The sequence below is a fragment of the Affinundibacterium fentianense genome (genome assembly GCF_018139545.1).
GTDB classification, from domain to species: Bacteria; Pseudomonadota; Gammaproteobacteria; order Burkholderiales; family Burkholderiaceae_D; genus Undibacterium; species Undibacterium fentianense.
In genome coordinates, this window is the sequence record NZ_JAGSPJ010000001.1 from 232,050 (window position 1) to 254,099 (window position 22,050).

The window sequence follows — 22,050 nt, forward strand, 5'->3', positions numbered from 1 at the left end:
CACTGCCGAATGATCCATTCTGCCCAATGCGACTTATTTTATCAATCTGTTTTACCAAATTATTTAAGGGTTTTTTGTATTTCAGGATGTTTTACTCTTGATTTTTCGATTAACAGCACAATTTAATCGATTAAATATCGCAATTCTCCGCAGGAAATCCGCATTGCTTGACGATCGCGCAGACACCAACAAACTCGGTGATCGAGCGACCACATAAAATTCGATCTCAATTGTGGGACGATCCGAAAAATTTTAGCGTTCGTAATTTGATCGCCTCATTACCTTACCGTCGCCATGCTGAAATATCTTCTCGAATCCATTGTCGAAGACAAAAAAAATTCCAATCAACTTAGCCTATTAGCTCAGCTGTTTGCGGCACTAAGGCCGACATCCGGCGATACAAGTTCTCAACTCCCTGCTCTCATTGCGGTGTTGCAAGAAAATCCTGGTCTAGCGGCAGGCTTACGTGATTCTATTTTGCAGTTGTTTGGCGAACGGCATGCGGTTCTATTACTCGCCACATCGGGGATTTACCCCGCGACCGGCGTGCTTTCTGAGTCTCTACGTCGTTTCTCCCATAAGTTATTGCCAGAAACCGACGAAGGTACACAGCTAAAAGATGCACTCAGGGAAATTCTGCACGCGAATGATGCAAAGTGGCTGGTCGAAACCGATGTGCGTGACTGGCAGCAAATTATTCATCTTCTCGACTTCTGTGCGATTTCACGGCATGAGAATAAGACTTCATTGTTTGCGGATACGCTGGAAGCCCTGCGTGTTGTCGCACATCGCATAGCCGCAGCCGGCTTGGAACCAGAAATGCTGCGAATTGATCCTTCTTTGGAGAATCATGGTTCGCCATTTTCTGGCGTATGCCAAGAAGCACTGGATCTCGCCAAATCGATTGAAATGCAATTTGGTTCGAAAACATATCATGTCGAGACATTAAAGATGGATATCGCTCAGATCGAGGTGTTGGTTGAGCAAGCACGAGCTACGATTGCGAAGATTCGCAAACGCGCACAACAACAGGGTGCGAGTTTTCAACTCACCTTTCATTTGCGACGTTTGCTGCAACATCTCGACAGATTGTCAACGCTGGGTAAGTTAGTTGCAAGCATCGCGCAGCGCGAGCAAAGTCAATGCGAAGCACAGATCGCACAACTTTGGAAAGACCTTGCCGTCGCCGAATGCCAACAAAATAATCTACGTCAATTTTGGAGGCAAAATGCTGAGTTGGTAGCTCTGCGGGTCACAGAAAATGCGGGTCGCAGCGGTGAACATTACATCACTGAAACTCGTCGCGACTACTTTGCAATGTTAAGAGCTGCCGCGGGAGGTGGTCTGGCGGTCGCGTTAGTGGCCGCGATCAAAATCAATATTGCAAGTCGTGGATTGGCTCCGCTCGCAGAAGTTCTTGCAAATTGCCTCAATTATGGACTTGGTTTCGTGTTGATTCATTTGTTGCATTTTGCGGTGGCGACAAAGCAGCCGGCAATGACAGCGAACGCCATTGCCGCAGCAATTGGTGAAATTCAAGATAATCCGCGAGAACGCCGTCGCGATCTTGAGCCCCTTGTGGATCTTATCGCTCGCACAATTCGAACCCAGCTCGCTGCGATTGTTGGCAATATTGGCTTGGCGATCCCGGTCGCAATGTTGATTGCGTATTGCGTGCTACAAATGAGTGGATCGCACTTCATTAATCCTGACAAAGCGAAGCACTTGTTGCAGGACATCGATATTTTAAAACCGAGTACACTTGTTTTCGGCGGAGTTGCAGGTATTTGCCTTTTTTTGGCGGGCTTGATAGCTGGATATTATGATAACTTGTGCAGCTATAGCCGCATTCCCGAGCGTCTATTTCGCTTGAAATGGGCACAACGTTGGTTTGGTGTTCCCAGATGGCAGCGATGCTGCGATTACATTCGTAACAATCTTGGCGTCCTCGCAGGAAACTTCTTTTTAGGCTTTTTACTCGGTGGCGCCAGTGGTTTGGGGGCATTATTGGGACTACCACTTGATGTGCGTCATACCACTTTATCGTCGGCCATGTGGGGTTATTCCTTATTCGCATTAGACTTCCACTTGTCATGGCAGTTGATAGTCACCACTGCGTTAGGTTTTCTTGGGATTGGTATGATGAACTTAGCGGTCAGTTTTTATTTGGCGCTATCGGTGGCTTTGCGCGCGCGCAATGTGGATTTCACGCAGCGTATCCATTTATTAAATGCGATTGCCCGCCGCTTTCTTCGCGCACCAAGGGACTTCTTACTCCCCCCTAAGGCTGGAAAGTGAATCCTTGACTAGATTCACAGCGAAGCGGTAATTGTTTTGAGCATCTAGCAGAAAAAAGCTACAATGCGCCAGCTTTTCCCTCGCTAATCTCTAGCTAATTCGGGATTGATTTTACAAAAAGACAAACCAACTTGCTATGAAGCTTCACGCCACCAATACACAACAATATCAAACAGTGACCGCCTATGATGATGAAGGCGTGGAATTCAACCTTATACGATATGAATACAGTTTAATCGTTTTGCCTGAGGTTGCGCCAATCGTGTTGTCAGTTTCAAATTTTGAATCGCTACAAGCTGAGCATTTTCGAGAAATTGCTGCAAGCAACCCGGATGTTGTTATCTTGGGAACTGGAAAAAAGCAGCGTTTTGTCCATCCAAAGCTAATTGCCGACCTGAGCGCACAGCACAAAGGCGTCGAGTGTATGGACAATCAAGCTGCATGCAGAACATACAATATTTTGATGACTGAGGGACGGAAAGTCGCGTTGGCCCTAATTTTGGAGAAAACATGAATTCGACTTTTTTGAAATCTCCCTACGATAGCCCGAAAACTTTGTGGGCGATCCTAATCGGTTTCTTGCTCGTCTGGTTTTATATGCTGGGTGCACGTACTTTAGTGCCTACTGACGAGGGACGGTATGCTGAAATGGCCCGCGAAATGGTCGCCACGGGCGATTGGATCACTTTGCGGCTGAACGGTATTAAGTATTTTGAAAAGCCGCCGCTCCAAAATTGGATGAATGCTCTCACCTTTAGCTTATTTGGATTGGGTGATTGGCAAGCCCGTTTGTGGACAGGGATGTGTGGCTTGATTGGCATACTTGCAGCAAGCTACACGGCATTCAAATTGTTTGGTCAACGCATTGCAATCAACACCGCTTTAGTCCTTGGTTCAAGCTTTTATTGGGCAGCGATGGGTCATATCAATACCTTAGATATGGGTCTTTCGGCTATGATGACGTTGGCTTTGTGCGGGCTCTTATTGGGGCAGCGTGACGGAGCGAGTCCTAAGGAGCAACGCAACGGCATGTTATTGTGCTGGGCTGGGATGGCCTTAGCGACCATGTCTAAGGGCTTAATTGGTTTTGTTTTGCCAGGTGCGGTGCTGGTGCTCTATACGATTTGGACACGTGATTTTGGTCTCTGGCTTAGATTGCATATGGTCAAAGGACTTGTCCTGTTTTTTGCGATCACAGTCCCATGGTTTATCCTCGTTTGGCAGGCAAATCCTGAACACCCGCATTTCTTCTTTATCCACGAACATTTTCAACGATTTACGAGTACTGTTCACAAACGGGGTGGTGCTTGGTATTACTTTTTCCCATTATTGATAATCGGTGTGGTACCTTGGCTCGGGCTACTATTGCAAAGTCTTTATGCAAGTGTTCGTAAGGAAGAGCAGCGTTTTCAATCCAAAAAAATGCTGCTGCTTTGGTCTGTATTCATCTTCTTTTTCTTTAGTATTTCAGGATCTAAACTTCCTTCCTATATCTTGCCGATTTTCCCCGCATTGGCAATCTTAATTGCATGCCAGATAGAGAAGTTGTCCTTCAATAGCCTGCGTTTAAATGCCGGTATATTGGGATTAATCGGGATCATCGCTTTACTCTTCACGTCTAAAATCGCGGGTCTGGCGAAAAGTGACTACGAGATTCCGTTTTATGCAGCAATGATTCCTTGGGCCTATGCCGCTGCGACAATCGCGCTTGTAGGGGGGCTTCTTGGATTTATATTCGTAAGTAAAAACAGGGATTTGTCGATACTCTCCGTCGCAATTGGTGCTTACCTCGGCGGCCAAGTTGTGTTTATTGGACACGATCAATGGGGAAAATATAGTGCGGGCGTCTATCATTTGGCAGCGATTGAAGCCGAACTAAAGTCGGATACGCCAATCTTTGCGGTCGGCCGCTACGAGCAATCTTTGCCTTTCTATTTGCGCCGAACAACAATCTTAGTAGAGCATCCAGATGAAATGCAATTTGGTGTTGGTATTCAGCCCGATTTATGGATTCCTAAACGAACTGATTTTTTTATAAAGTGGCGTGATCTGCATAAGGAAGGAAAAAGAGCTGTTGCATTTCTCAATCATGAAGTTTATCAATCCATGCTTGATAACGGTCTTCCGATGAAAGTCATCGGTGAAGATCCAAAACGGGTGATTGTGGCAATTCCACAGCAATCGGCTCTCATGGAGACGAAAGCAGATCAACCAACAACTCACTGATAATTCACTGACGATTAACTGATTTTTTAAGATAAAAGACATGACGACTAGCCAAGCATTTTTGCCGTTCACGAAACCGACGATTGATGAAGAGACGATCAGTGCTGTTGCTGAAGTATTGCGCTCAGGATGGTTAACCAGCGGTCCCAACGTAAAAGCTTTAGAAACCTTGTTGTCTGAATATTTTGGTGGTCGCCCAGTCCGCACATTCAATTCTGGCACCTGCACGATGGAAATCGCTTTGCGAATTGCGGGAATTGGCCCCGGTGATGAAGTGATTACGACCCCGAATTCTTGGGTCGCCACTGCTAACGTCATTATAGAAGTAGGTGCAACTCCGGTTTTTGTTGACATCGATCCGAAGACACATAATATCGACTTGAACCGTGTGGAGGCCGCAATTACTGACCGAACACGGGCAATTATTCCTGTTCACATGTGCGGTTTGCCCTGTGACATGGACCAACTATATGCGATCGCAGAGAAGTATAGTTTGCGAGTTGTCGAAGATGCTGCTCAAGCAATAGGTTCAACTTGGCGAGGACGTCGCATCGGGAGCTTTGGTGACTTTGCCTCTTTCAGTTTTCAAGTCAATAAGAATGTGATGACAGCAGAAGGTGGATGTCTCGTTTTGAATAATGACGAAGAAGCACGTCTGGCAGAAAAATATCGCTTGCAAGGGGTTTCTCGCTCTGGCTTGGATGGTATTGATGTAGATGTTCTAGGTGGTAAATACAATATGACAGATATTGCAGCCGCGATCGGTCTAGGTCAAATGAGACGGCTCGAAGAATTCAATACAAAACGACACCAGCTCGCGCAACATTACTTTGAATGCTTTGGCTCGCAATTCGAAGAGCAAACTGGCGCTGAGTTACCGGTAGCCGACTTTACCGACTCCAATTGGCATATGTTTCATATCGTTCTACCAGAGCGTGTTGTTCGCGCCAATTTTATGCAGCAAATGTTAGATCTAGGCATAGGTTTAGGTTACCACTATCGTGCGATTCACCTGTTTACTTTATATCGTGAACGCGGTTTCACCGATGGCATGTTTCCAATCGCCGAACGTATTGGCAAGCAAATTGTGACCTTGCCTTTGTTTCCTGCGATGAATGAAAGTGATGTCGAACGGGTAGTGTCTGCTGTAAAATCTTGCCTACAATAATTTCTCAGCAGAAAAATACAATGCATCCTGAACTTTCCGTCGTCATCCCTGTTTACAATGAAGAAGCGGGACTCGCCAAACTCTATGCTCGGTTATATCCCGCACTTGATAAATTGGCCGAACGTGGCATTCGATATGAAGTGGTTTTTGTCAATGACGGAAGTCGCGATCGATCGGCCGAAATTCTTTCGGATCAGTATCGCGCTCGGCCTGACGTAACCCGTGTGGTTCTATTTAATGGAAACTACGGCCAGCATATGGCGATTTTGGCTGGTTTCCAGGCGACTCGTGGTGATATCGTGGTCACACTGGACGCTGATCTTCAAAATCCTCCTGAAGAAATAGGCGCTTTGGTCGACAAGATGCGTGAAGGTTATGACTACGTCGGCTCAATTCGCCGCAAACGCCAAGACGCTGCATGGCGTACCTACTTATCCAAGGCAATGAATCGTATCCGCGAAAAAATCACCCGAATCAAAATTACCGATCAGGGCAATATGTTGCGAGCATACGGACGCAATGTCATTAATTTGATCAATCAGTGTCGCGAAGTAAATACCTTTGTGCCTGCTTTGGCCTATACTTTTGCAAGAAAACCAACGGAAATTGTGGTTGAACACGAAGAGCGTACGGCAGGAGAATCAAAGTATTCGTTCTACAGCTTGATTCGCCTCAATTTTGACTTGATGACCGGTTTCTCGATTATGCCTTTGCAATTATTTTCGATGCTGGGCATGGTCTTATCGGGCTTATCTGGGGCCTTGGTTGTGCTTTTGTTAATTCGGCGTTTTTTCTTGGGCGCTGAGGCTGAGGGGCTCTTTACATTGTTTGCCATTGCATTTTTTATGATGGGGGTAATTCTGTTTGGAATTGGCCTATTGGGTGAATATGTCGGCCGCATTTACCAACAAGTTCAAGGGCGACCTCGATTTGTAATTCAAACAATTCTCGAGGAAAAACCTGAGGATGCTGCCTAACATGAACGTTTCGATGACAGGTCAAAACACAAATTTAGGTCAAACAGCTGTTGTCTTTGCATATCACAGCGTGGGTGTGCGAAGCATTAAAACCTTGTTGGCGCGTGGCATTCACATACAACTTGTAGTAAGTCACGACGACAATCCAAATGAGACCATCTGGTTTGAGTCCGTTGCCGCCTTATGTCTTGAGTACGGAATTCCCCGTATCGCACCCGACAATCCGAACACTGCCGAAACGATTGACCAAATTAAAGCGATCAATCCCGACTTCATCTTTAGTTTCTATTACCGGAATATGCTTTCGGAAGAGGTGCTCTGTCTGGCAAAAAATGGTGCCTATAATTTGCACGGTTCTTTATTGCCCAAATATCGTGGGCGCGTCCCAGTGAATTGGGCAGTATTACACGGGGAAACTGAAACTGGAGTGACTTTGCACGAGATGACGGCTAAGCCTGATGCGGGAGCAATCATCGCACAGACTGCCGTCCCTATCTTGCCAGATGACACGGCTTTCGAGGTTTTTGGTAAGTTGACTGTGGCAGCTGAACAGACTTTGTGGAATGCCCTTCCTGCATTAATCGCTGGAAATGCCAAGCGATTAGAAAATAATTTGGCATTAGGTAGCTATTTTAGCGGTCGCAAGCCAGAAGATGGTCGAATAGACTGGAGCCGAACCGCACAGGAAGTCTACAACTTACATCGTGCCGTTGCCCCGCCCTATCCTGGCGCATTCACCGATGTGAATGGTCAACGTTTTGTGATAGAAAAGGCAAGGTTAATCAATCCTTTCACCACAAAAATTCCTGCGCATTTGCCGCAAGGCATATCTGTAGTGGATAATGTTACCTTTGGGGTTTGTGGCGATGGCAACGCGATTCAAATTTTGGCCTTGCAACTTGATGGCCGGACATTAGATAGTGCGTCGCTCTCAACTTTATTTGCTTGAGTCATTGCGCTTAAATTCCCTCGCCTACCACTCTGTCTGCCATGACGAGTGGTGCCGCTCCTAACCGTTTTTTTACATTTCAGAGAAATTATTATGAAAAAAGTCCTCATCCTTGGCGTGAATGGTTTTATTGGTCATCACCTCTCTAAACGTATTCTAGAAACGACGGATTGGGAAGTGTATGGAATGGATATGCAAACGGAGCGATTAGGTGATTTGATCAATCATCCACGTATGCATTTTTTTGAAGGCGACATCACCATCAACAAGGAATGGGTGGAATACCATGTCAAAAAATGTGATGTGATTTTGCCCTTGGTCGCAATCGCCACGCCATCTACCTACGTTAAACAACCGTTGCGCGTTTTTGAACTTGATTTCGAAGCTAACCTCCCAATCGTACGTTCAGCAGCAAAGTACGGCAAACACTTGGTATTCCCATCGACATCTGAAGTGTATGGCATGTGCCATGATGAAGAATTCGATCCAGAGAACTCTGAACTAATCTGTGGCCCAATCAATAAACCACGCTGGATTTATTCCTGCGCAAAGCAATTGATGGACCGTGTTATTTGGGGTTACGGGATGGAAGGTCTGAATTTCACTTTGTTCCGCCCTTTCAATTGGATTGGCGCTGGTTTGGATTCAATTCATACTCCTAAAGAAGGCTCCTCGCGCGTTGTGACGCAATTTTTCGGCCATATTGTTCGCGGTGAAAATATTTCTTTAGTCGATGGCGGCGCGCAAAAACGTGCATTCACTTACATTGATGACGGAATTGATGCTTTGGTTCGGATTATTGCCAATAAAGATGGCGTGGCGTCCGGAAAAATCTACAATATTGGTAATCCTAGTAACAATCACTCCATTCGAGAGCTCGCGACGATGATGTTGGAATTGGCCTCCGAATATCCAGAATATGCCGAGTCCGCTAAGAAAGTGCAGTTAACTGAAACTACTTCGACTGCATATTATGGTGGTGGTTATCAAGACGTGAAGAACCGCGTGCCAAAAATTACCAATACCTGTGAAGAATTGGGATGGGCACCGACCACCACAATGGCAGAGTCAATGCGCCACATTTTTGACGCTTATCGTAGCCAAGTTGCGCAGGCACGCGCTTTAATGGATTAAACAGAAAGCCCAGTATGTTTCATCTTGTAGGATGAAATTGGTCAAAATTTCCGTCAGAATTTGCTGAAATTAGCAGATTCTGACGATTTGTTTTTAAGTTCATAGTTTTCATAGTCATTATTGATGCCCACGATCGTACTCAAGATTGATGTGGACACCTATCGAGGCACTCGCGAAGGCGTGCCGAATTTGGTGCGCATCCTGAAACAACATCAAGCCAATGCCACATTTTTGTTTTCCTTAGGAAAGGATCACACTGGATGGGCATTGCGACGTGCATTTCGTCCAGGTTTTTTTAAAAAAGTTTCTCGTACTTCGGTATTAGAGCATTACGGACCGAAAACCTTGATGTATGGTGTTTTCCTTCCTGCACCTGATATCGGCCGAGAATGTGTTGAAGAAATGCGGGCGACTAAACGTGCAGGATTTGAGTGTGGAATCCACTGCTGGGATCACGTCGTGTGGCAAGATAATGTCAGGCGTCGCGGTGAAACTTGGACAAAAAAGCAAATGATGGCGGCTTATGACCGCTTCCAAGAAATTTTTGGTGCACCTCCTAAAACGTATGGTGCAGCTGGCTGGCAAATGAATCAGCATGCTTTTGCCCAGCTTGATCAGCTGGGTATTCAGTATTCTTCCGATACCCGTGCAGTACTAAAAGCTGACGGCTCCCTTTGCAATCCAGCAGCGGGGCCCTATCGCTTAAGTCATGATGGTAACCTATTCGATTGCGTGCAATTGCCGACAACCTTGCCAACGCTTGATGAACTTTTGGGCGTAGAAATAAATGGGCAAATTGTGACCGAGTCAACTATTGCGTCCACGATCCTCGGCCTGACAGCTGAACCGAGAAATCATGTTTTTACCATGCATGCGGAACTTGAAGGACAAAAACTCGCCCCCATATTGATTGAATTGCTCAACGGTTGGAGCGAACAGGGTTATCAATGTGTCTCAATGGGGCAGTATTTTGCCAATATTCGAGATCAAGAGCTGCCGGTTTACCCGTTGACATGGGCTGAGCTCCCTGGACGCTCCGGAGAATTGCTTGCGCTTGAAGCGAATTAATTTATCAAGCTTCTCCCCCCATCTTTATTTTCAGGAGAAATTTGTGTCAGAAAATCTCAATAGTGGCAATCACGACAGTTTAAGTGCTGTTGGTTGTGAGGTTCCGCAATTTTCCGCTGTCATGACAGGCGTGGAAGAATTTCATCTTAATCGTTACATCGGTAAGAAAATCATTCTCTATTTCTACCCAAAAGATAATACCCCTGGTTGTACGACAGAGAGCATTGCATTCCGCGACATTCACTCCGAACTGATCGCAAATAATGCGGTGATTTTTGGGATTAGCCGTGATAGCTTGCGGTCCCACGAGGGTTTCAAGAACAAATTGGGCCTCCCATTTGAGCTGATCTCTGACCCTGATGAAACGCTTTGCCTGATGTTTAATGTGATGAAAATGAAAAACATGTATGGTAAACAAGTACGTGGAATTGAACGTAGCACATTTATCATTGACGAGTCAGGTAAATTAGTGAAAGAATGGAGAGGCGTGAAAGTTGCTGAACATGCTCAAGCAGTATTAGATTTCGTGAGTAACCAAACCTAATTTGAATACCATTCGGAACCAATTGAAGGCCGTTTCGGAAGACAAAAGTGTCTTCTCAAGCGGCTTTTGTTTTTTCTTTTTTTACTTTTTTTTAAGAGGTTCTAATGCCCTTACCTAAAATGCCGACCAAACCAGCGGCCCTGCTTGCTCCGAAAGACTATCCTAAAGCAGATAAAGGAAAATTAAAGCCCACAACCCAAGCTGCGACGCGCAATGTCGTTGCGCCGAACAAAGTTCAAAAAGATACACCGCATGTAGTTACGAAGTCGAAATCGACTTCAACGACATCGTCGACCTTGTTAAAAGAAAGGAAATCGACAGCGACCTCATCGCCGATGCAAGAGACGATTTCAAATAAAGTCACGGCGCACAAATCAAAAAATAACCCCGCAAAATCCCCAGTCAGTAAAGCTGCCGATAAGAAAGGCATTACGAAGTTATTCGTGTTGGATACGAACGTACTTATGCATGATCCAACATCGCTATTCCGCTTTGAGGAACACGATGTGTACTTGCCTATGATTACCTTGGAAGAGCTTGATGATCATAAAAAAGGAATGTCTGAAGTCGCTCGGAACGCCCGCCAGATTTCACGCAATCTCGATGCATTGGTGAGTGGCATCAACAGTGAAGATATCGAACTCGGCATTTCTCTTGCGAAACTTGGAAATAAAGATGCGAGAGGCCGTTTATTTTTTCAAACGAAACTTCAAGGTGGAACTTTACCGCAAGGCCTCCCTCAGGGTAAGGCCGACAATCAAATTCTTGGGGTCGTTCGCGCCTTAGAGCAAGAGTTTCCAGGCAGGGCAATTGTATTGGTATCGAAAGATATCAACATGCGCATCAAGGCTCGCGCAATGGGATTACCTGCTGAAGATTATTTCAATGATCATGTGCTTGAGGATTCTGATTTACTTTATACAGGAATCGTGCAATTACCTGCTGATTTTTGGAGTAAACATGGCAAAGGTATTGAAACTTGGCAAGAAAATAAAGCAGGTTTAAGTACGACCTTCTACCGTATCACCGGTCCATTAATTCCGAGTTTGCTGGTGAATCAATTTGTGTACTTGGAGCCAAATAACGGAGAAGCCTCATTTTACGGGCAGGTGCGGCAGATCAACGGGAAGACAGCTGTTCTACAAACACTCCGTGATTATGGTCATTCTAAGCATAGCGTGTGGGGCGTGACTTCGCGCAATCGGGAGCAAAATTTTGCGTTGAATCTTCTGATGGATCCGGATTGCGATTTCGTCACTTTGCTTGGGCAGGCCGGGACGGGCAAAACTCTTTTAGCGCTTGCTGCAGGCTTAGCTCAGGTACTCGAAACCAAAACCTATAATGAAATTATTGTGACGAGGGTGACTGTACCAGTGGGCGAAGACATCGGTTTCTTGCCGGGCACGGAGGAAGAGAAAATGTCGCCTTGGATGGGTGCGTTTGATGATAATCTCGAAGTGCTCAATAAATCTGATGGCGATGCGGGAGATTGGGGACGGGCGGCAACTCAGGATCTGATTCGCTCTAAAATTAAGATCAAGTCCTTGAATTTTATGCGTGGCCGAACCTTCGTCAATAAATTCTTGATTATTGATGAGGCACAAAATTTGACACCAAAACAAGTCAAAACTCTAGTTACGCGTGCTGGTCCTGGAACTAAAATCATCTGCCTTGGAAATATTGCACAGATTGATACGCCTTACTTAACCGAAGGCTCAAGTGGTCTGACCTATGTGGTGGATCGTTTCAAGGGCTGGGCGCATAGTGGACATGTTACTTTGGCTAGAGGCGAACGTTCTCGCCTTGCTGATCACGCGAGCGAAATACTCTAAAATTCGCGATTCTAGGTCTAATCCCAAACAACAGAAAAGCGCAAATCTGTCGTGATTTGCGCTTTTTTTTATCCGAAAAGACTTCATTGTTGAAAATAAACTTTACAATGAAGTTTGAAAGTGAAGGCAGCTTTAGACCAATTGTCACCTATTCAATTTTGAGTGGCAATGAGTACTAAATTAATCAAATTGAGCAAATCAACGCAATACATTTTCTTAAATAGACAAAACTTGATTTGACTATGGATAACCTCAGCTCCGATGACGCTTTGTTTTTCGTTGAAGACGATACCAACGATGCGAAAACAATCCCCGCTAGCGAGCTAGGCGAGTGCTGGAATATTCTCATCATTGACGATGATCCTGACGTCCATTCAGCGACGATGTTTGCACTACATGGCATCAAAATTCAGCATCGCCCCCTACACTTCTTACACGCCTATTCCACTGCCGAAGCACGACAAATTCTGATACATAGCCAGGATATCGCGGTGATATTGTTGGACGTTGTGATGGAGAAAGACGATACAGGCTTGCAATTAGTTGCGTACATCCGCGATACCTTGGGATTGGCGGATGTACGCATTATTTTGCGTACTGGGCAAGCAGGATATGCACCCGAAATGGATGCAATTCGCGACTATGATATCAACGACTATAAAAATAAAACAGAACTCACCCAAGCCAAATTATTCACCGCGGTGACTTCGGCGGTCAGGTCCTACGAGCAAATCAAAATTATTTCTTCCAGTAAGCAAGGTTTAGAAGTCATTATAGGTGCTAGTGGCTTGTTAATGACAACCAATAACTTGAATGAGTTCACTCAGTTATTGCTTGAATATGTCTTTGAGATTCTAGGAGAGGCGCCGCCAGCATTTGTTTGCACAGCCAATTTCACCCATACACCGAGTACACACAATGTTGATTTTGCACCAGGATTACGTGTCATCGCATGCAGTGACCATTACGAAACATGGCGCGAGAAACCCTTTGTGTTAGTTGCGGAAAAATTAGAGCAGCACTTAGTTCAAGTCGCTCAATTCGAGCAGCGGCATCTCTTCGAAACCCATCATACCGTCTTATATCTCAGCAATCTCGCGGGCGCCACTCTGGCGATCTATATCAAAAAAGGATTGCTCGATCATCCTGAGAAAATCCGTTTGTTGCAAACCTTCAGTAGTAATGCATCGGTCTGCCTCGATAATGTAATGCTCAACTCTAAAATGCACAATTTAGCATTTTATGATCCATTGACAGGCCTAAACAATCGTTTGCAATTGCTGCAGAACATTCACCAAACTCTAAATAGCGTACAAAAAAGTGATAGTACTTTAGCTCTCATAGATATCGATCATTTTGCTGAAACCAATGATGCACTTGGCCATCAATTTGGTGATTATCTTTTGCGCGCAGTGGGTATGCGTTTAAGTAGCCATTTTGCCGATAATTGCAAAATTGCCCGTATTGGTAATGATATTTTTGCACTATTGGGCCACGAAATTATCGTTTCTCCTGGTGTCATTTTAAGTCTATTTAGTCGACCATTTTTCGTTGACCAGCAACGGGTTCAATTAACGGCTACCTTGGGCTTAGTTAAATTTTCTGACTATGAATTGACGGCAGCAGATGCCTTGAAGGATGCCAATATTGCCTTAAAGCGTGCCAAACTACACCAACGTTCAGGCTATTCCTATTTTACGCGCGATATGGGAGTCGAAATTCGAGAACGTGTGCGCATGATGCATGCGTTACGTGCTGCGTTTGAAGGCGAACGTCTATTTGTCGTGTTTCAACCCCAAATTCATATGCAGAGTGGCCGCGCAACTGGCGCAGAAGTCTTGCTGCGTTGGAAGACGGAAGATGGTAGTTTGATTCCACCAGATAAGTTCATCCCTATTGCTGAATACTCTGGCTTGATAGTTAACATTGGTGAATGGGTATTACGTACTGCATGTTTCGAACTACTGCAGATTCAAAAAATAGGATTACATGATTTTCGAATGGCAGTGAATGTCTCACAAGCTCAATTTAGTCATCCCAATTTTTTACGAAGCATCGAGCGCGCTTTGAGTGACACGCGAGTCAGACCCGACTGCATCGAATTAGAAATTACTGAATCAATGGCAATGACGGATCCAGAAATGTTAATTGCAACACTGGATCAAATCAAAGCACTGGGTGTTCGCGTATCGATCGATGATTTCGGCACGGGATTTTCATCCCTTAGTCACTTGCAAAAGTTAAAGGTTGATAAATTGAAAATCGATCGAGCATTTGTCAACGAGATTGTTGGTCATTCGGATAGTGGTGGCATTGCAAAAATGATTGTGCAATTGAGTCAAAGTCTCAATCTTGAAGTAATTGCTGAGGGCGTGGAAAATCTTGAGCAAGCACAAGCTTTACTATCGTATGGATGTGAACAAGCGCAAGGTTTTTACTACGCAAAGCCAATGCCGAAACAAGAACTGCTTCTGTGGCTTCAGTCTCAATCACATTCGCACTAAACTGCGTCTTCTAGGCCTTGAAAACAAACTCGCAGCATATTTTCAACGATTTCATCCGTGCTCATTTTGCTAAATTTCTGCAAATAATCAACAGCGGGATCACAGCTTCGCGCATAGTAACTAAACAGAATGACATCAGGGCTCAACGTTCGGCTGAGGTCCCCCGCTTTCTGTGCTGCGATGACTAATTTTTCCAATTTGCTGTTGAGCTTGATGACACGACCGACATAAGTTAGATTGCGCATCAACATTTCTCTTACAGCATTGCTGGTTGATGGTAAGAAAGGCAACCCCCCATCAAGCCTAACCCGCAACGCCCACTCTAGCAAGGCGGACAATTTTTCCTTGGCGCTGTACTCACTTGGAAAACTCTCAAGTTGCAGGCTAGCACCATCGAGCAGACGTATCATCGCCGCCCCCACAAGATCTTCTTTTGACTTGAAGTGCTTATACAAGCTTGGTTTGGAGATGCCAATTAGATTTGCCACATCATCCATCGTCATAAGGTCAAAGCCCTTACTTGCAAGGATGCTTGTCGTGGCATCAAGAATGGCATCCTCGCGCAATCGGAATGCCTGATCTTTAAAATTAAGTTTGCTAAATATACTCATGAGTATTAATATCTACTAATCAGTAGCGTTTTTTTCTAAACAGTATTAATATTAACACCGAAGTAGAAATTCAACAAATAAAACCAGTTTATTCGTGAATTGGTGATCTTGATTACATACAAAGGATAGGCATGTCAGAGTCACGTCAAAAAATTGCAGTAATTGGTGCGGGTATCTCCGGTTTGGCGAGCGCCTACTTTTTACAGCGCCAACACGATGTGACTTTATATGAGGCGAATACCTATTTGGGTGGGCACACTAATACGGTTGAGATTATTGTTGACGGCAAGACTCTCGTTGTCGACACAGGATTTCTGGTTTTTAATGATAAGACTTACCCAAACTTAATTACCTTGTTTGCCGAATTAGGTATCGATAGTTATGGCACTGATATGTCTTTCGGGGTATCTCTCAATAATGGTGCACTAGAATGGGCCGGTACCAATCTCGATACCGTTTTTGCACAAAGAAAAAATATTTTCTCCCCATCATTCTTGGGAATGATTAAAGACATTTTGCGGTTTAATCGCGACGCTGAGAGTAATCTGCGATTGAGTATCGAATCAGGCATTAGTTTAGGACAATTGCTGGTCGATCAAAAATACAATGCCGCTTTTGCTAATCACTATTTGATACCGATGGCAGCTGCTATCTGGTCAAGTTCGCCAAAGGACATTTTGGATTTTCCAGCACGAACGTTTTTACGATTTTGTATCAATCACGCCTTACTCCAAGTAAATGATCGCCCTCAATGGCGTACCGTACAAAATGGCGCGCGTAGTTATGTCAAAAAAATCGCCGCAACTTTACAGGATATTCGTCTCAACAGTCCGGTGACTTCGGTGAAGCGTGATCAGCAAGGTGTGCTGGTAACAAGCAATGGTAAGAGCGAAGTATTTGATCAAGTTATTTTCGCGACCCATGCGCCAGACACGCTGCGTATGTTAACTGATCCAAGTCAAACGGAATTGGCATTGTTATCGAAAGTACGCTACCAGCCAAACACTGCTTATCTCCATACCGACATCACTTTGCTGCCCCGAAATAAAAAGGTTTGGAGCGCTTGGAATTACATTGGAACAAGCGCAGACGCTAGTTCGACAACAGGTGCGACCCAATCAGTATGTGTGAGCTACCTACTCAATCAATTACAACGTCTCGACACAGAAACCCCTGTGATTGTGACCTTAAATCCTATTCATAAGCCACAGCCAGAGTCGGTGTATGCCCAATTTGAATACGATCATCCCGTGTTTGATCAAAGTGCGATCGACAGCCAAACCAATTTATCCAGTATCCAAGGTGCAAACAATACTTGGTTTGCGGGTGCTTGGACCGGCTATGGTTTTCACGAAGACGGCTTGAAATCTGCATTACGTGTGGTGAAGCAATTTGATTTGAGTCCTGCTTGGGCTCGCATCGATTAATCGAGAATGAAACAACCGTTACGCAAACATAAAGAGAACGAAGATAAACAATGGCATCGACACTAGTCAACGCTTTAGTAATGCACCAACGACTACGACCGGTCAAGCATCGTTTCGTCTATCCAGTTTTTATGCTAAAGCTAGATATTGATGCACTAAGCCAATCGTCGAAAGACCTTCCAAACAGCGCAATGTTTGGTATCAATTGTTGGCGTCCGATTTCGATTCATACGAAAGATTATGGTCCACGTGATGGCTCTAGTTTGAAGCAGTGGATACAAAAGGTTCTCAGTTCGCATCAGGTTCAAGAGATAGAAAAAATTGAGTTGCTGAGTTTTCCAAGAGTATTTGGTTATGCCTTTAATCCGATAAGCATTTGGTATTGCTACGACAAGCAAACTCAACTTCGTGCTGTATTGGCTGAGGTGAATAACACTTTTGGCGAGCATCACTTTTATTTATTGAGAGCCACCGAACATGAAGTGATCGAGAAGGACACCGAATTAATGAGTACGAAAATGATGCATGTTTCTCCATTTTGTGAGGTTAAAGGGCATTATCAATTTAAGTTCTCCGAAACTACGAATAGATTCAAAGTCAATATCGATTATTACGATGGCCAAGCTACATTGCTGCAAACTGCCATCATCGGAAAAACGCAGCAACTGACATCCGGTAACTTATTAAAGGCACTTTGCAAGCAACCTCTACTAACCTTTGGCGTGTTCTACCGGATTCATTGGCACGCGCTGATTCTGTGGTTGAAAAAAGTCCCATTTCACCGTCAGGTACACTTCACCAATCAACAGATTTCGACTGGCAAAACAATAAAACAGGAGCAGATTAAATGAGTTCAATTCAAACGACATCAAGTGACATGACGAACGATCCGAATGCGATGAAGACATCTGCTATACCGACAAGTGCGCAATTGTTTATTCGCATGCTCAACAAAATCAAGCATGGCAATCTCCATCTCGTTACACCAAATGGGGATGTAATGAAATTTGGGGATCAGCAACTATCCCAGTCGGTCATTTTAACGATTCACGATTGGCAAGCTTGTCGAAAAATTTTGCAAGGTGGCGACATTGGATTCGCCGAATGTTATGAAGCCGGATGGATTAGCACGAGTGATTTAACTGCCCTACTTCGCTTGGCAATTCAAAATGAGAATGCCTTGGACAAGGCAATTTTCGGCGGCAAGTTAATGGGGCTGTGGTACAAACTCAAGCATATATTGCGTCCGAACACACGCAAAGGGAGCCGCAAAAACATCCATGCGCACTACGACATTGGCAATTCCTTTTATCAATTGTGGCTCGATGCAAGTTGGACGTATTCGAGTGCAATCTTTTACGGTGATTACGACATCAGCTTGCAAGAAGCGCAGTACCGCAAATATCAGCGCATTATTGATGTACTGGGTTTAAAAGCGGGAGATCGTGTTTTAGAAATTGGCTGCGGTTGGGGTGGGTTTGCAGAGCATGCTTCGGCGCGCGGGATTCATGTACATGGGATCACTATTTCTCCCTCACAATTAGAAATAGCACAGCAAAGAATCCAACAAGCGCAACGACAAGATTTAGTCAAATTGGAATTGTGTGATTATCGTGATCTAAACGGTAGCTATGATGCGATCGTTTCTATCGAAATGTTCGAGGCAGTTGGCGAAGAATACTGGCCTACTTATTTCAAAACGGTGAATCAACGTCTGAAGGCAGGTGGCAAGGCACTTATACAAACTATTACGATTGACGAAGCGCGCTTTGAACGCTACCGCAGTGGCACCGATTTTATTCAACAATATATTTTCCCTGGCGGCATGTTGCCAAGCCCACCTCGCTTTATGCAACTGGCGCAGCAGCATGGTTTGCAAACACGCGATCAATACGCATTTGGCAAAGATTATGCGGAGACCTTGCGCCGTTGGAATCATGACTTTGAGAATAATATCGATGGCATTCATGGTCTAGGTTTTGGCACTGCGTTCCAACGAATCTGGCAACTCTATTTTTCTTATTGCGAAGCCGGCTTCGATGAAGGTCGCACCGATGTTTATCAATTCTTATTACAGAAGAGTGCGTGATGCGTAGCGCTTTTAAAATCCTGTTATTTATCGCCACGATACTGTTGTATCCGACAGCTAATGCACAGCTATGGAAGCAGCATTTGCCGCAGGCGAAGATCGTAGGTGGAGGAGAATTTCGTTGGTGGGGTTTCTCGATCTACACCGCACGAATTTGGCAACAAGCTCCAAACAAAGATGGTGGCCTAGACCAAAACGCAAGCTTCGCTTTAGAAATCACCTATAAAAAATCCATCAGCCGCGATCGCTTTGTCGATTCCAGTATCGATGAGATCAAGCGTTTGCATGGTGATAAATTTAATGCCGACAAGTTGAAAGTCTGGCGTCAATACATGGAAAAAGCCTTCATCGATGTTCAATCTGGTGATCAATTAATTGGGGTGTATTTACCCGGGATTGGCTGTCGCTTTTATAGCCAGCAAACTTTATTGGCGGAGATCCCCGACGAAACTTTTGCGAATGCTTTTTTCTCGATTTGGCTAGACCCTCGTACTAAAGATAACAATTTACGTCAACAGCTATTGGGTAACAACAAAGCAGTGACAGCAATAACTGGCTCATCGATGTGAAAACTTCTGCATTCATTTTCTATGGTTTACTGGGACTGCCTCTCGCGATGGCAGCCCTGCCTGTCTATGTGCAGATTCCGAACTATTACACCGCGCAGTTAGGTTTGCCCTTAGCAATCACGGGCTTAGTATTGTTCTTTGCACGTATGTTCGATACGGTGCAAGATCCCTTTATTGGACAACTGGTCGATAAAGTTGGATGTAGCAATCCTAGCTGGATCATTGCATCAGCTGTCATGCTATGCCTTAGTTTTTCGGGTTTGTGGCTGCCCCCTGCATTCGCACGAGAATCGAATACCTTATTATTGATTTGGCTTGGCGTGATGCTTAGTCTCGCCTATACAGCACATAGCATGTTAAACATTGCTTACTTGGCTTGGGGTTCTAGTCTAGAAAATCGAAATTTAAGTGATTCCGCTACCGATACAACATTGCATCAGTTATTAGGCGCATCCGCTTGGCGAGAAGCATTTGGCATGATTGGCGTCATACTCGCGAGCGTTATTCCAAGCTGGATCGTATTGCAAGATACCAATCAAGCTAGCGCGCAATTAAGTCAATATGTAGTTGTCTTCACTGGTCTAGTTGGACTCGCGGTCTGTGCCCTTATAGTTGGCGCAACTAAGCCACTAAAACGCAGCGCGCATGCTGTGATTGCATTACGCGTACTTCTTAAAAATTCACGCTTTCTCGCGCTGCTTCGAATTTATTTTTTTAATTCTTTGTCGGTGGCGATACCTGCCAGTCTCATTTTGTTTTTCATTAGCGATCGCATACAAACTCCAGAAAAAACAGCGCTTTATTTATCATCTTACTTTGTCGCTGGTGCATGTGGCTTACCTATCTGGATCAAGTTAGCTAAGCGAATTGGTCCGCAGCGTGCTTGGCAAATCGGGATGTTGATTGCAGTGCTGAGTTTTGTGAGTGCAAGTTTGCTTGGTGCTGGCGACAGTACTGCATTTATACTGGTTTGCATAGCTTCAGGCTTAGCGCTGGGTGCAGATCTTGCATTACCGCCGGTGTTGCTTACCGTGGTGGTGGATGATCAACAAAATATGGGAGCTTATTTTGGTCTCTGGTCGCTCATCGGTAAATTTACCTTGGCCTTAGCTGGCCTTAGTTTGTCGCTTCTTGCGCTACTCGGCTATGAAGCGCATCAAACGAACCAAATGAATCATGCCAATAGTTTGTTCGCACTAAGCTTTAGCTATGCCGTTCTCCCTTGCGCCTTCAAACTGATCGCGCTCTTTTTACTTCGTCAATTTTCTAAGAGCTTTTCATCATGATCAAAAAAATCCTTCTGACTTTAAGCGCAGTGTCGTTCACATTTTTTCTGAGCGCTTGCGCTATCACCGATGTGAATCACTATAGAGATGTTAAACCGCAACTCGATTTAGAGAAATTTTTTCTCGGAACAACCGACGCATGGGGTATGTTTCAACAAAGAAACGGCGCAGTGGTTAAGCGTTTTCATGTTGTCATCGATACCAAGAAAATCGGCGACGAATTAGTCCTAGATGAGAACTTCGTGTATGACGATGGCAGCAAACAACAACGCATTTGGCGCTTACGTAAAAATGCCGATGGTCGCTGGGTTGGCAAGGCAGACGATGTGAAAGGAGACGCCCTAGGCGAGCTTGCTGGCAACGCCTTCAAATGGCAATACACCCTGCTGTTACCGGTCGATGGTAGTGTCTATGAAATGGCGATGGACGATTGGATGTATCTAATCGATGAAAACACCATGGTCAATCGCGCCAAAATGAGTAAGTTTGGTTTTGAAGTGGGTGAAGTCACTTTATTTTTCCGTCGGAGAGGATGATGCGACTCCCTTTTTTACCACCACTTAATCGTCCGATTCGTGATTGGAGCGGACAAACGATATGGATCATCGGCGCTTCAAGTGGCATCGGTGCTGCGCTCGCCCAAGCATTGTTGCAGCGTAATGCCAAGGTGATCTTATCTGCGCGCCGGGTCGATCGTCTCAATGCCATTGCAGGCACCAATCCGAATGCCCATGTATTGAGTTTTGATGCGACGAATCAAGGGGAATGGAACAATGCGAGTGCGGATTTGCTGGCGCGTTTTCAATATATCGATTTAGTCATCTTTTGCGCCGCTAAGTATCAGCCAGAGCGCAGTTGGGATGTGGATGCGAATGATGCGGCAACAACGATTAAAATTAATCTTGAAAGCGTCTATCAGGGACTGCAATCGGTCCTGCCACCTATGCTTCGTCGAGGCAGCGGCGGAATCGCGATTCTTGCCAGCGTCGCAGGCTATGTTGGATTGCCGAACGCCAGCGTTTATGGGCCGAGCAAAGCTGCATTAATTAATTTAAGCGAGCTTTTGTACAGTGATCTGCACAAAAAGAATATCAATGTGTATTTGGTCAATCCAGGTTTTGTACAAACTGAACTAACCAGCAAAAACGATTTCGACATGCCCGCATTACAAACGCCAGAACAAGCAGCACAGGCAATACTTGAAGGAATCGCCAACGGAGATTTTGAAATTCATTTCCCTAAGCGCTTCACCTTAGGGCTCAAGCTATTTCAAATACTGCCTTATCGCTGGCGTTTTGCATTGATTCGGCGCTTTGTCCTTGTCTAATACAATCCTTTGAGAAAAAGAATGTCAATGGAAAAAGCGCC

Annotated in this window: 19 protein-coding genes; 18 read left to right on the top strand and 1 reads right to left on the bottom strand. The window is 44.9% G+C overall.

Annotation, left to right across the window (positions count from 1 at the left end; translation table 11 throughout):
• Window positions 1-294: 294 nt before the first annotated feature.
• The 11 genes from KDM90_RS01000 to KDM90_RS01050 all read left to right on the top strand — a co-directional run bounded on the left by KDM90_RS01000 (window position 295) and on the right by KDM90_RS01050 (window position 14,700).
• A complete protein-coding gene (locus KDM90_RS01000; protein ID WP_212673752.1) occupies window positions 295-2,298 on the top strand; it encodes a recombinase in 2,004 nt (667 codons plus the stop codon).
• 136 nt (window positions 2,299-2,434) lie between these two features.
• On the top strand, window positions 2,435-2,812 hold the full coding sequence (locus KDM90_RS01005) for an Mth938-like domain-containing protein (RefSeq protein WP_212673753.1): 378 nt from the start codon (window positions 2,435-2,437) through the stop codon (window positions 2,810-2,812).
• Window positions 2,809-4,524 carry a glycosyltransferase family 39 protein gene (locus KDM90_RS01010; protein WP_212673754.1) on the top strand — a complete coding sequence of 572 codons (1,716 nt, stop codon included), beginning with the start codon at window positions 2,809-2,811 and terminating at the stop codon, window positions 4,522-4,524. Before KDM90_RS01005 ends, KDM90_RS01010 begins: the two co-directional genes overlap by 4 nt.
• Before the next feature lie 40 nt (window positions 4,525-4,564).
• The gene (locus KDM90_RS01015; protein WP_212673755.1) at window positions 4,565-5,692 is read left to right on the top strand and encodes a DegT/DnrJ/EryC1/StrS family aminotransferase; all 1,128 of its coding nucleotides are present in this window, start codon (window positions 4,565-4,567) and stop codon (window positions 5,690-5,692) included.
• Window positions 5,693-5,712: 20 nt separating this feature from the next.
• Complete coding sequence (locus KDM90_RS01020) at window positions 5,713-6,669, top strand: glycosyltransferase (RefSeq protein WP_212673756.1); 957 nt, start codon at window positions 5,713-5,715, stop codon at window positions 6,667-6,669.
• A gap of 13 nt (window positions 6,670-6,682) precedes the next feature.
• A complete protein-coding gene (locus KDM90_RS01025; protein WP_212673757.1) occupies window positions 6,683-7,618 on the top strand; it encodes a formyltransferase in 936 nt (311 codons plus the stop codon).
• Window positions 7,619-7,711: 93 nt separating this feature from the next.
• Window positions 7,712-8,752: a bifunctional UDP-4-keto-pentose/UDP-xylose synthase gene (locus KDM90_RS01030; protein ID WP_212673758.1), complete on the top strand. Its 1,041-nt coding sequence runs from the start codon at window positions 7,712-7,714 to the stop codon at window positions 8,750-8,752.
• 123 nt (window positions 8,753-8,875) lie between these two features.
• On the top strand, window positions 8,876-9,820 hold the full coding sequence (locus KDM90_RS01035; RefSeq protein ID WP_212673759.1) for a polysaccharide deacetylase family protein: 945 nt from the start codon (window positions 8,876-8,878) through the stop codon (window positions 9,818-9,820).
• Window positions 9,821-9,863: 43 nt separating this feature from the next.
• Window positions 9,864-10,364 carry a peroxiredoxin gene (locus KDM90_RS01040; RefSeq protein WP_329605276.1) on the top strand — a complete coding sequence of 167 codons (501 nt, stop codon included), beginning with the start codon at window positions 9,864-9,866 and terminating at the stop codon, window positions 10,362-10,364.
• Window positions 10,365-10,468: 104 nt separating this feature from the next.
• Entirely contained in the window at window positions 10,469-12,196 is a 1,728-nt protein-coding gene (locus tag KDM90_RS01045; protein ID WP_212673760.1) for a PhoH family protein, read from the top strand.
• A 242-nt stretch (window positions 12,197-12,438) separates the two neighbouring features.
• The gene (locus KDM90_RS01050; protein WP_212673761.1) at window positions 12,439-14,700 is read left to right on the top strand and encodes a bifunctional diguanylate cyclase/phosphodiesterase; all 2,262 of its coding nucleotides are present in this window, start codon (window positions 12,439-12,441) and stop codon (window positions 14,698-14,700) included.
• Here the strand turns inward: KDM90_RS01050 and KDM90_RS01055 are convergent.
• Complete coding sequence (locus tag KDM90_RS01055) at window positions 14,697-15,311, bottom strand: TetR/AcrR family transcriptional regulator (RefSeq protein ID WP_212673762.1); 615 nt, start codon at window positions 15,309-15,311, stop codon at window positions 14,697-14,699. The two genes, KDM90_RS01050 and KDM90_RS01055, sit on opposite strands and share 4 nt — an antisense overlap.
• 131 nt (window positions 15,312-15,442) lie before the next feature.
• Between KDM90_RS01055 and KDM90_RS01060 the strand changes: the two genes are divergently transcribed.
• From KDM90_RS01060 to KDM90_RS01090, 7 genes are read left to right on the top strand one after another with little or no spacing between them, the layout of a single operon-like run.
• Window positions 15,443-16,738, top strand: coding sequence for an NAD(P)/FAD-dependent oxidoreductase (locus KDM90_RS01060; protein WP_212673763.1), 1,296 nt, complete (start codon window positions 15,443-15,445; stop codon window positions 16,736-16,738).
• Between the two features lie 50 nt (window positions 16,739-16,788).
• Window positions 16,789-17,589, top strand: coding sequence for a DUF1365 domain-containing protein (locus tag KDM90_RS01065; protein WP_212673764.1), 801 nt, complete (start codon window positions 16,789-16,791; stop codon window positions 17,587-17,589).
• A 26-nt stretch (window positions 17,590-17,615) separates the two neighbouring features.
• A complete protein-coding gene (locus tag KDM90_RS01070) occupies window positions 17,616-18,827 on the top strand; it encodes an SAM-dependent methyltransferase (RefSeq protein ID WP_212674446.1) in 1,212 nt (403 codons plus the stop codon).
• A complete protein-coding gene (locus tag KDM90_RS01075) occupies window positions 18,827-19,396 on the top strand; it encodes a chalcone isomerase family protein (protein ID WP_212673765.1) in 570 nt (189 codons plus the stop codon). Before KDM90_RS01070 ends, KDM90_RS01075 begins: the two co-directional genes overlap by 1 nt.
• On the top strand, window positions 19,393-20,682 hold the full coding sequence (locus tag KDM90_RS01080; RefSeq protein ID WP_329605277.1) for an MFS transporter: 1,290 nt from the start codon (window positions 19,393-19,395) through the stop codon (window positions 20,680-20,682). The genes KDM90_RS01075 and KDM90_RS01080 overlap by 4 nt, the downstream gene beginning before the upstream one ends.
• Entirely contained in the window at window positions 20,679-21,218 is a 540-nt protein-coding gene (locus KDM90_RS01085) for a DUF3833 domain-containing protein (protein WP_212673766.1), read from the top strand. Before KDM90_RS01080 ends, KDM90_RS01085 begins: the two co-directional genes overlap by 4 nt.
• Window positions 21,215-22,009, top strand: a complete 795-nt coding sequence (locus KDM90_RS01090; protein WP_230409537.1) for an SDR family NAD(P)-dependent oxidoreductase — start codon at window positions 21,215-21,217, stop codon at window positions 22,007-22,009. The genes KDM90_RS01085 and KDM90_RS01090 overlap by 4 nt, the downstream gene beginning before the upstream one ends.
• Window positions 22,010-22,050: the final 41 nt, after the last annotated feature.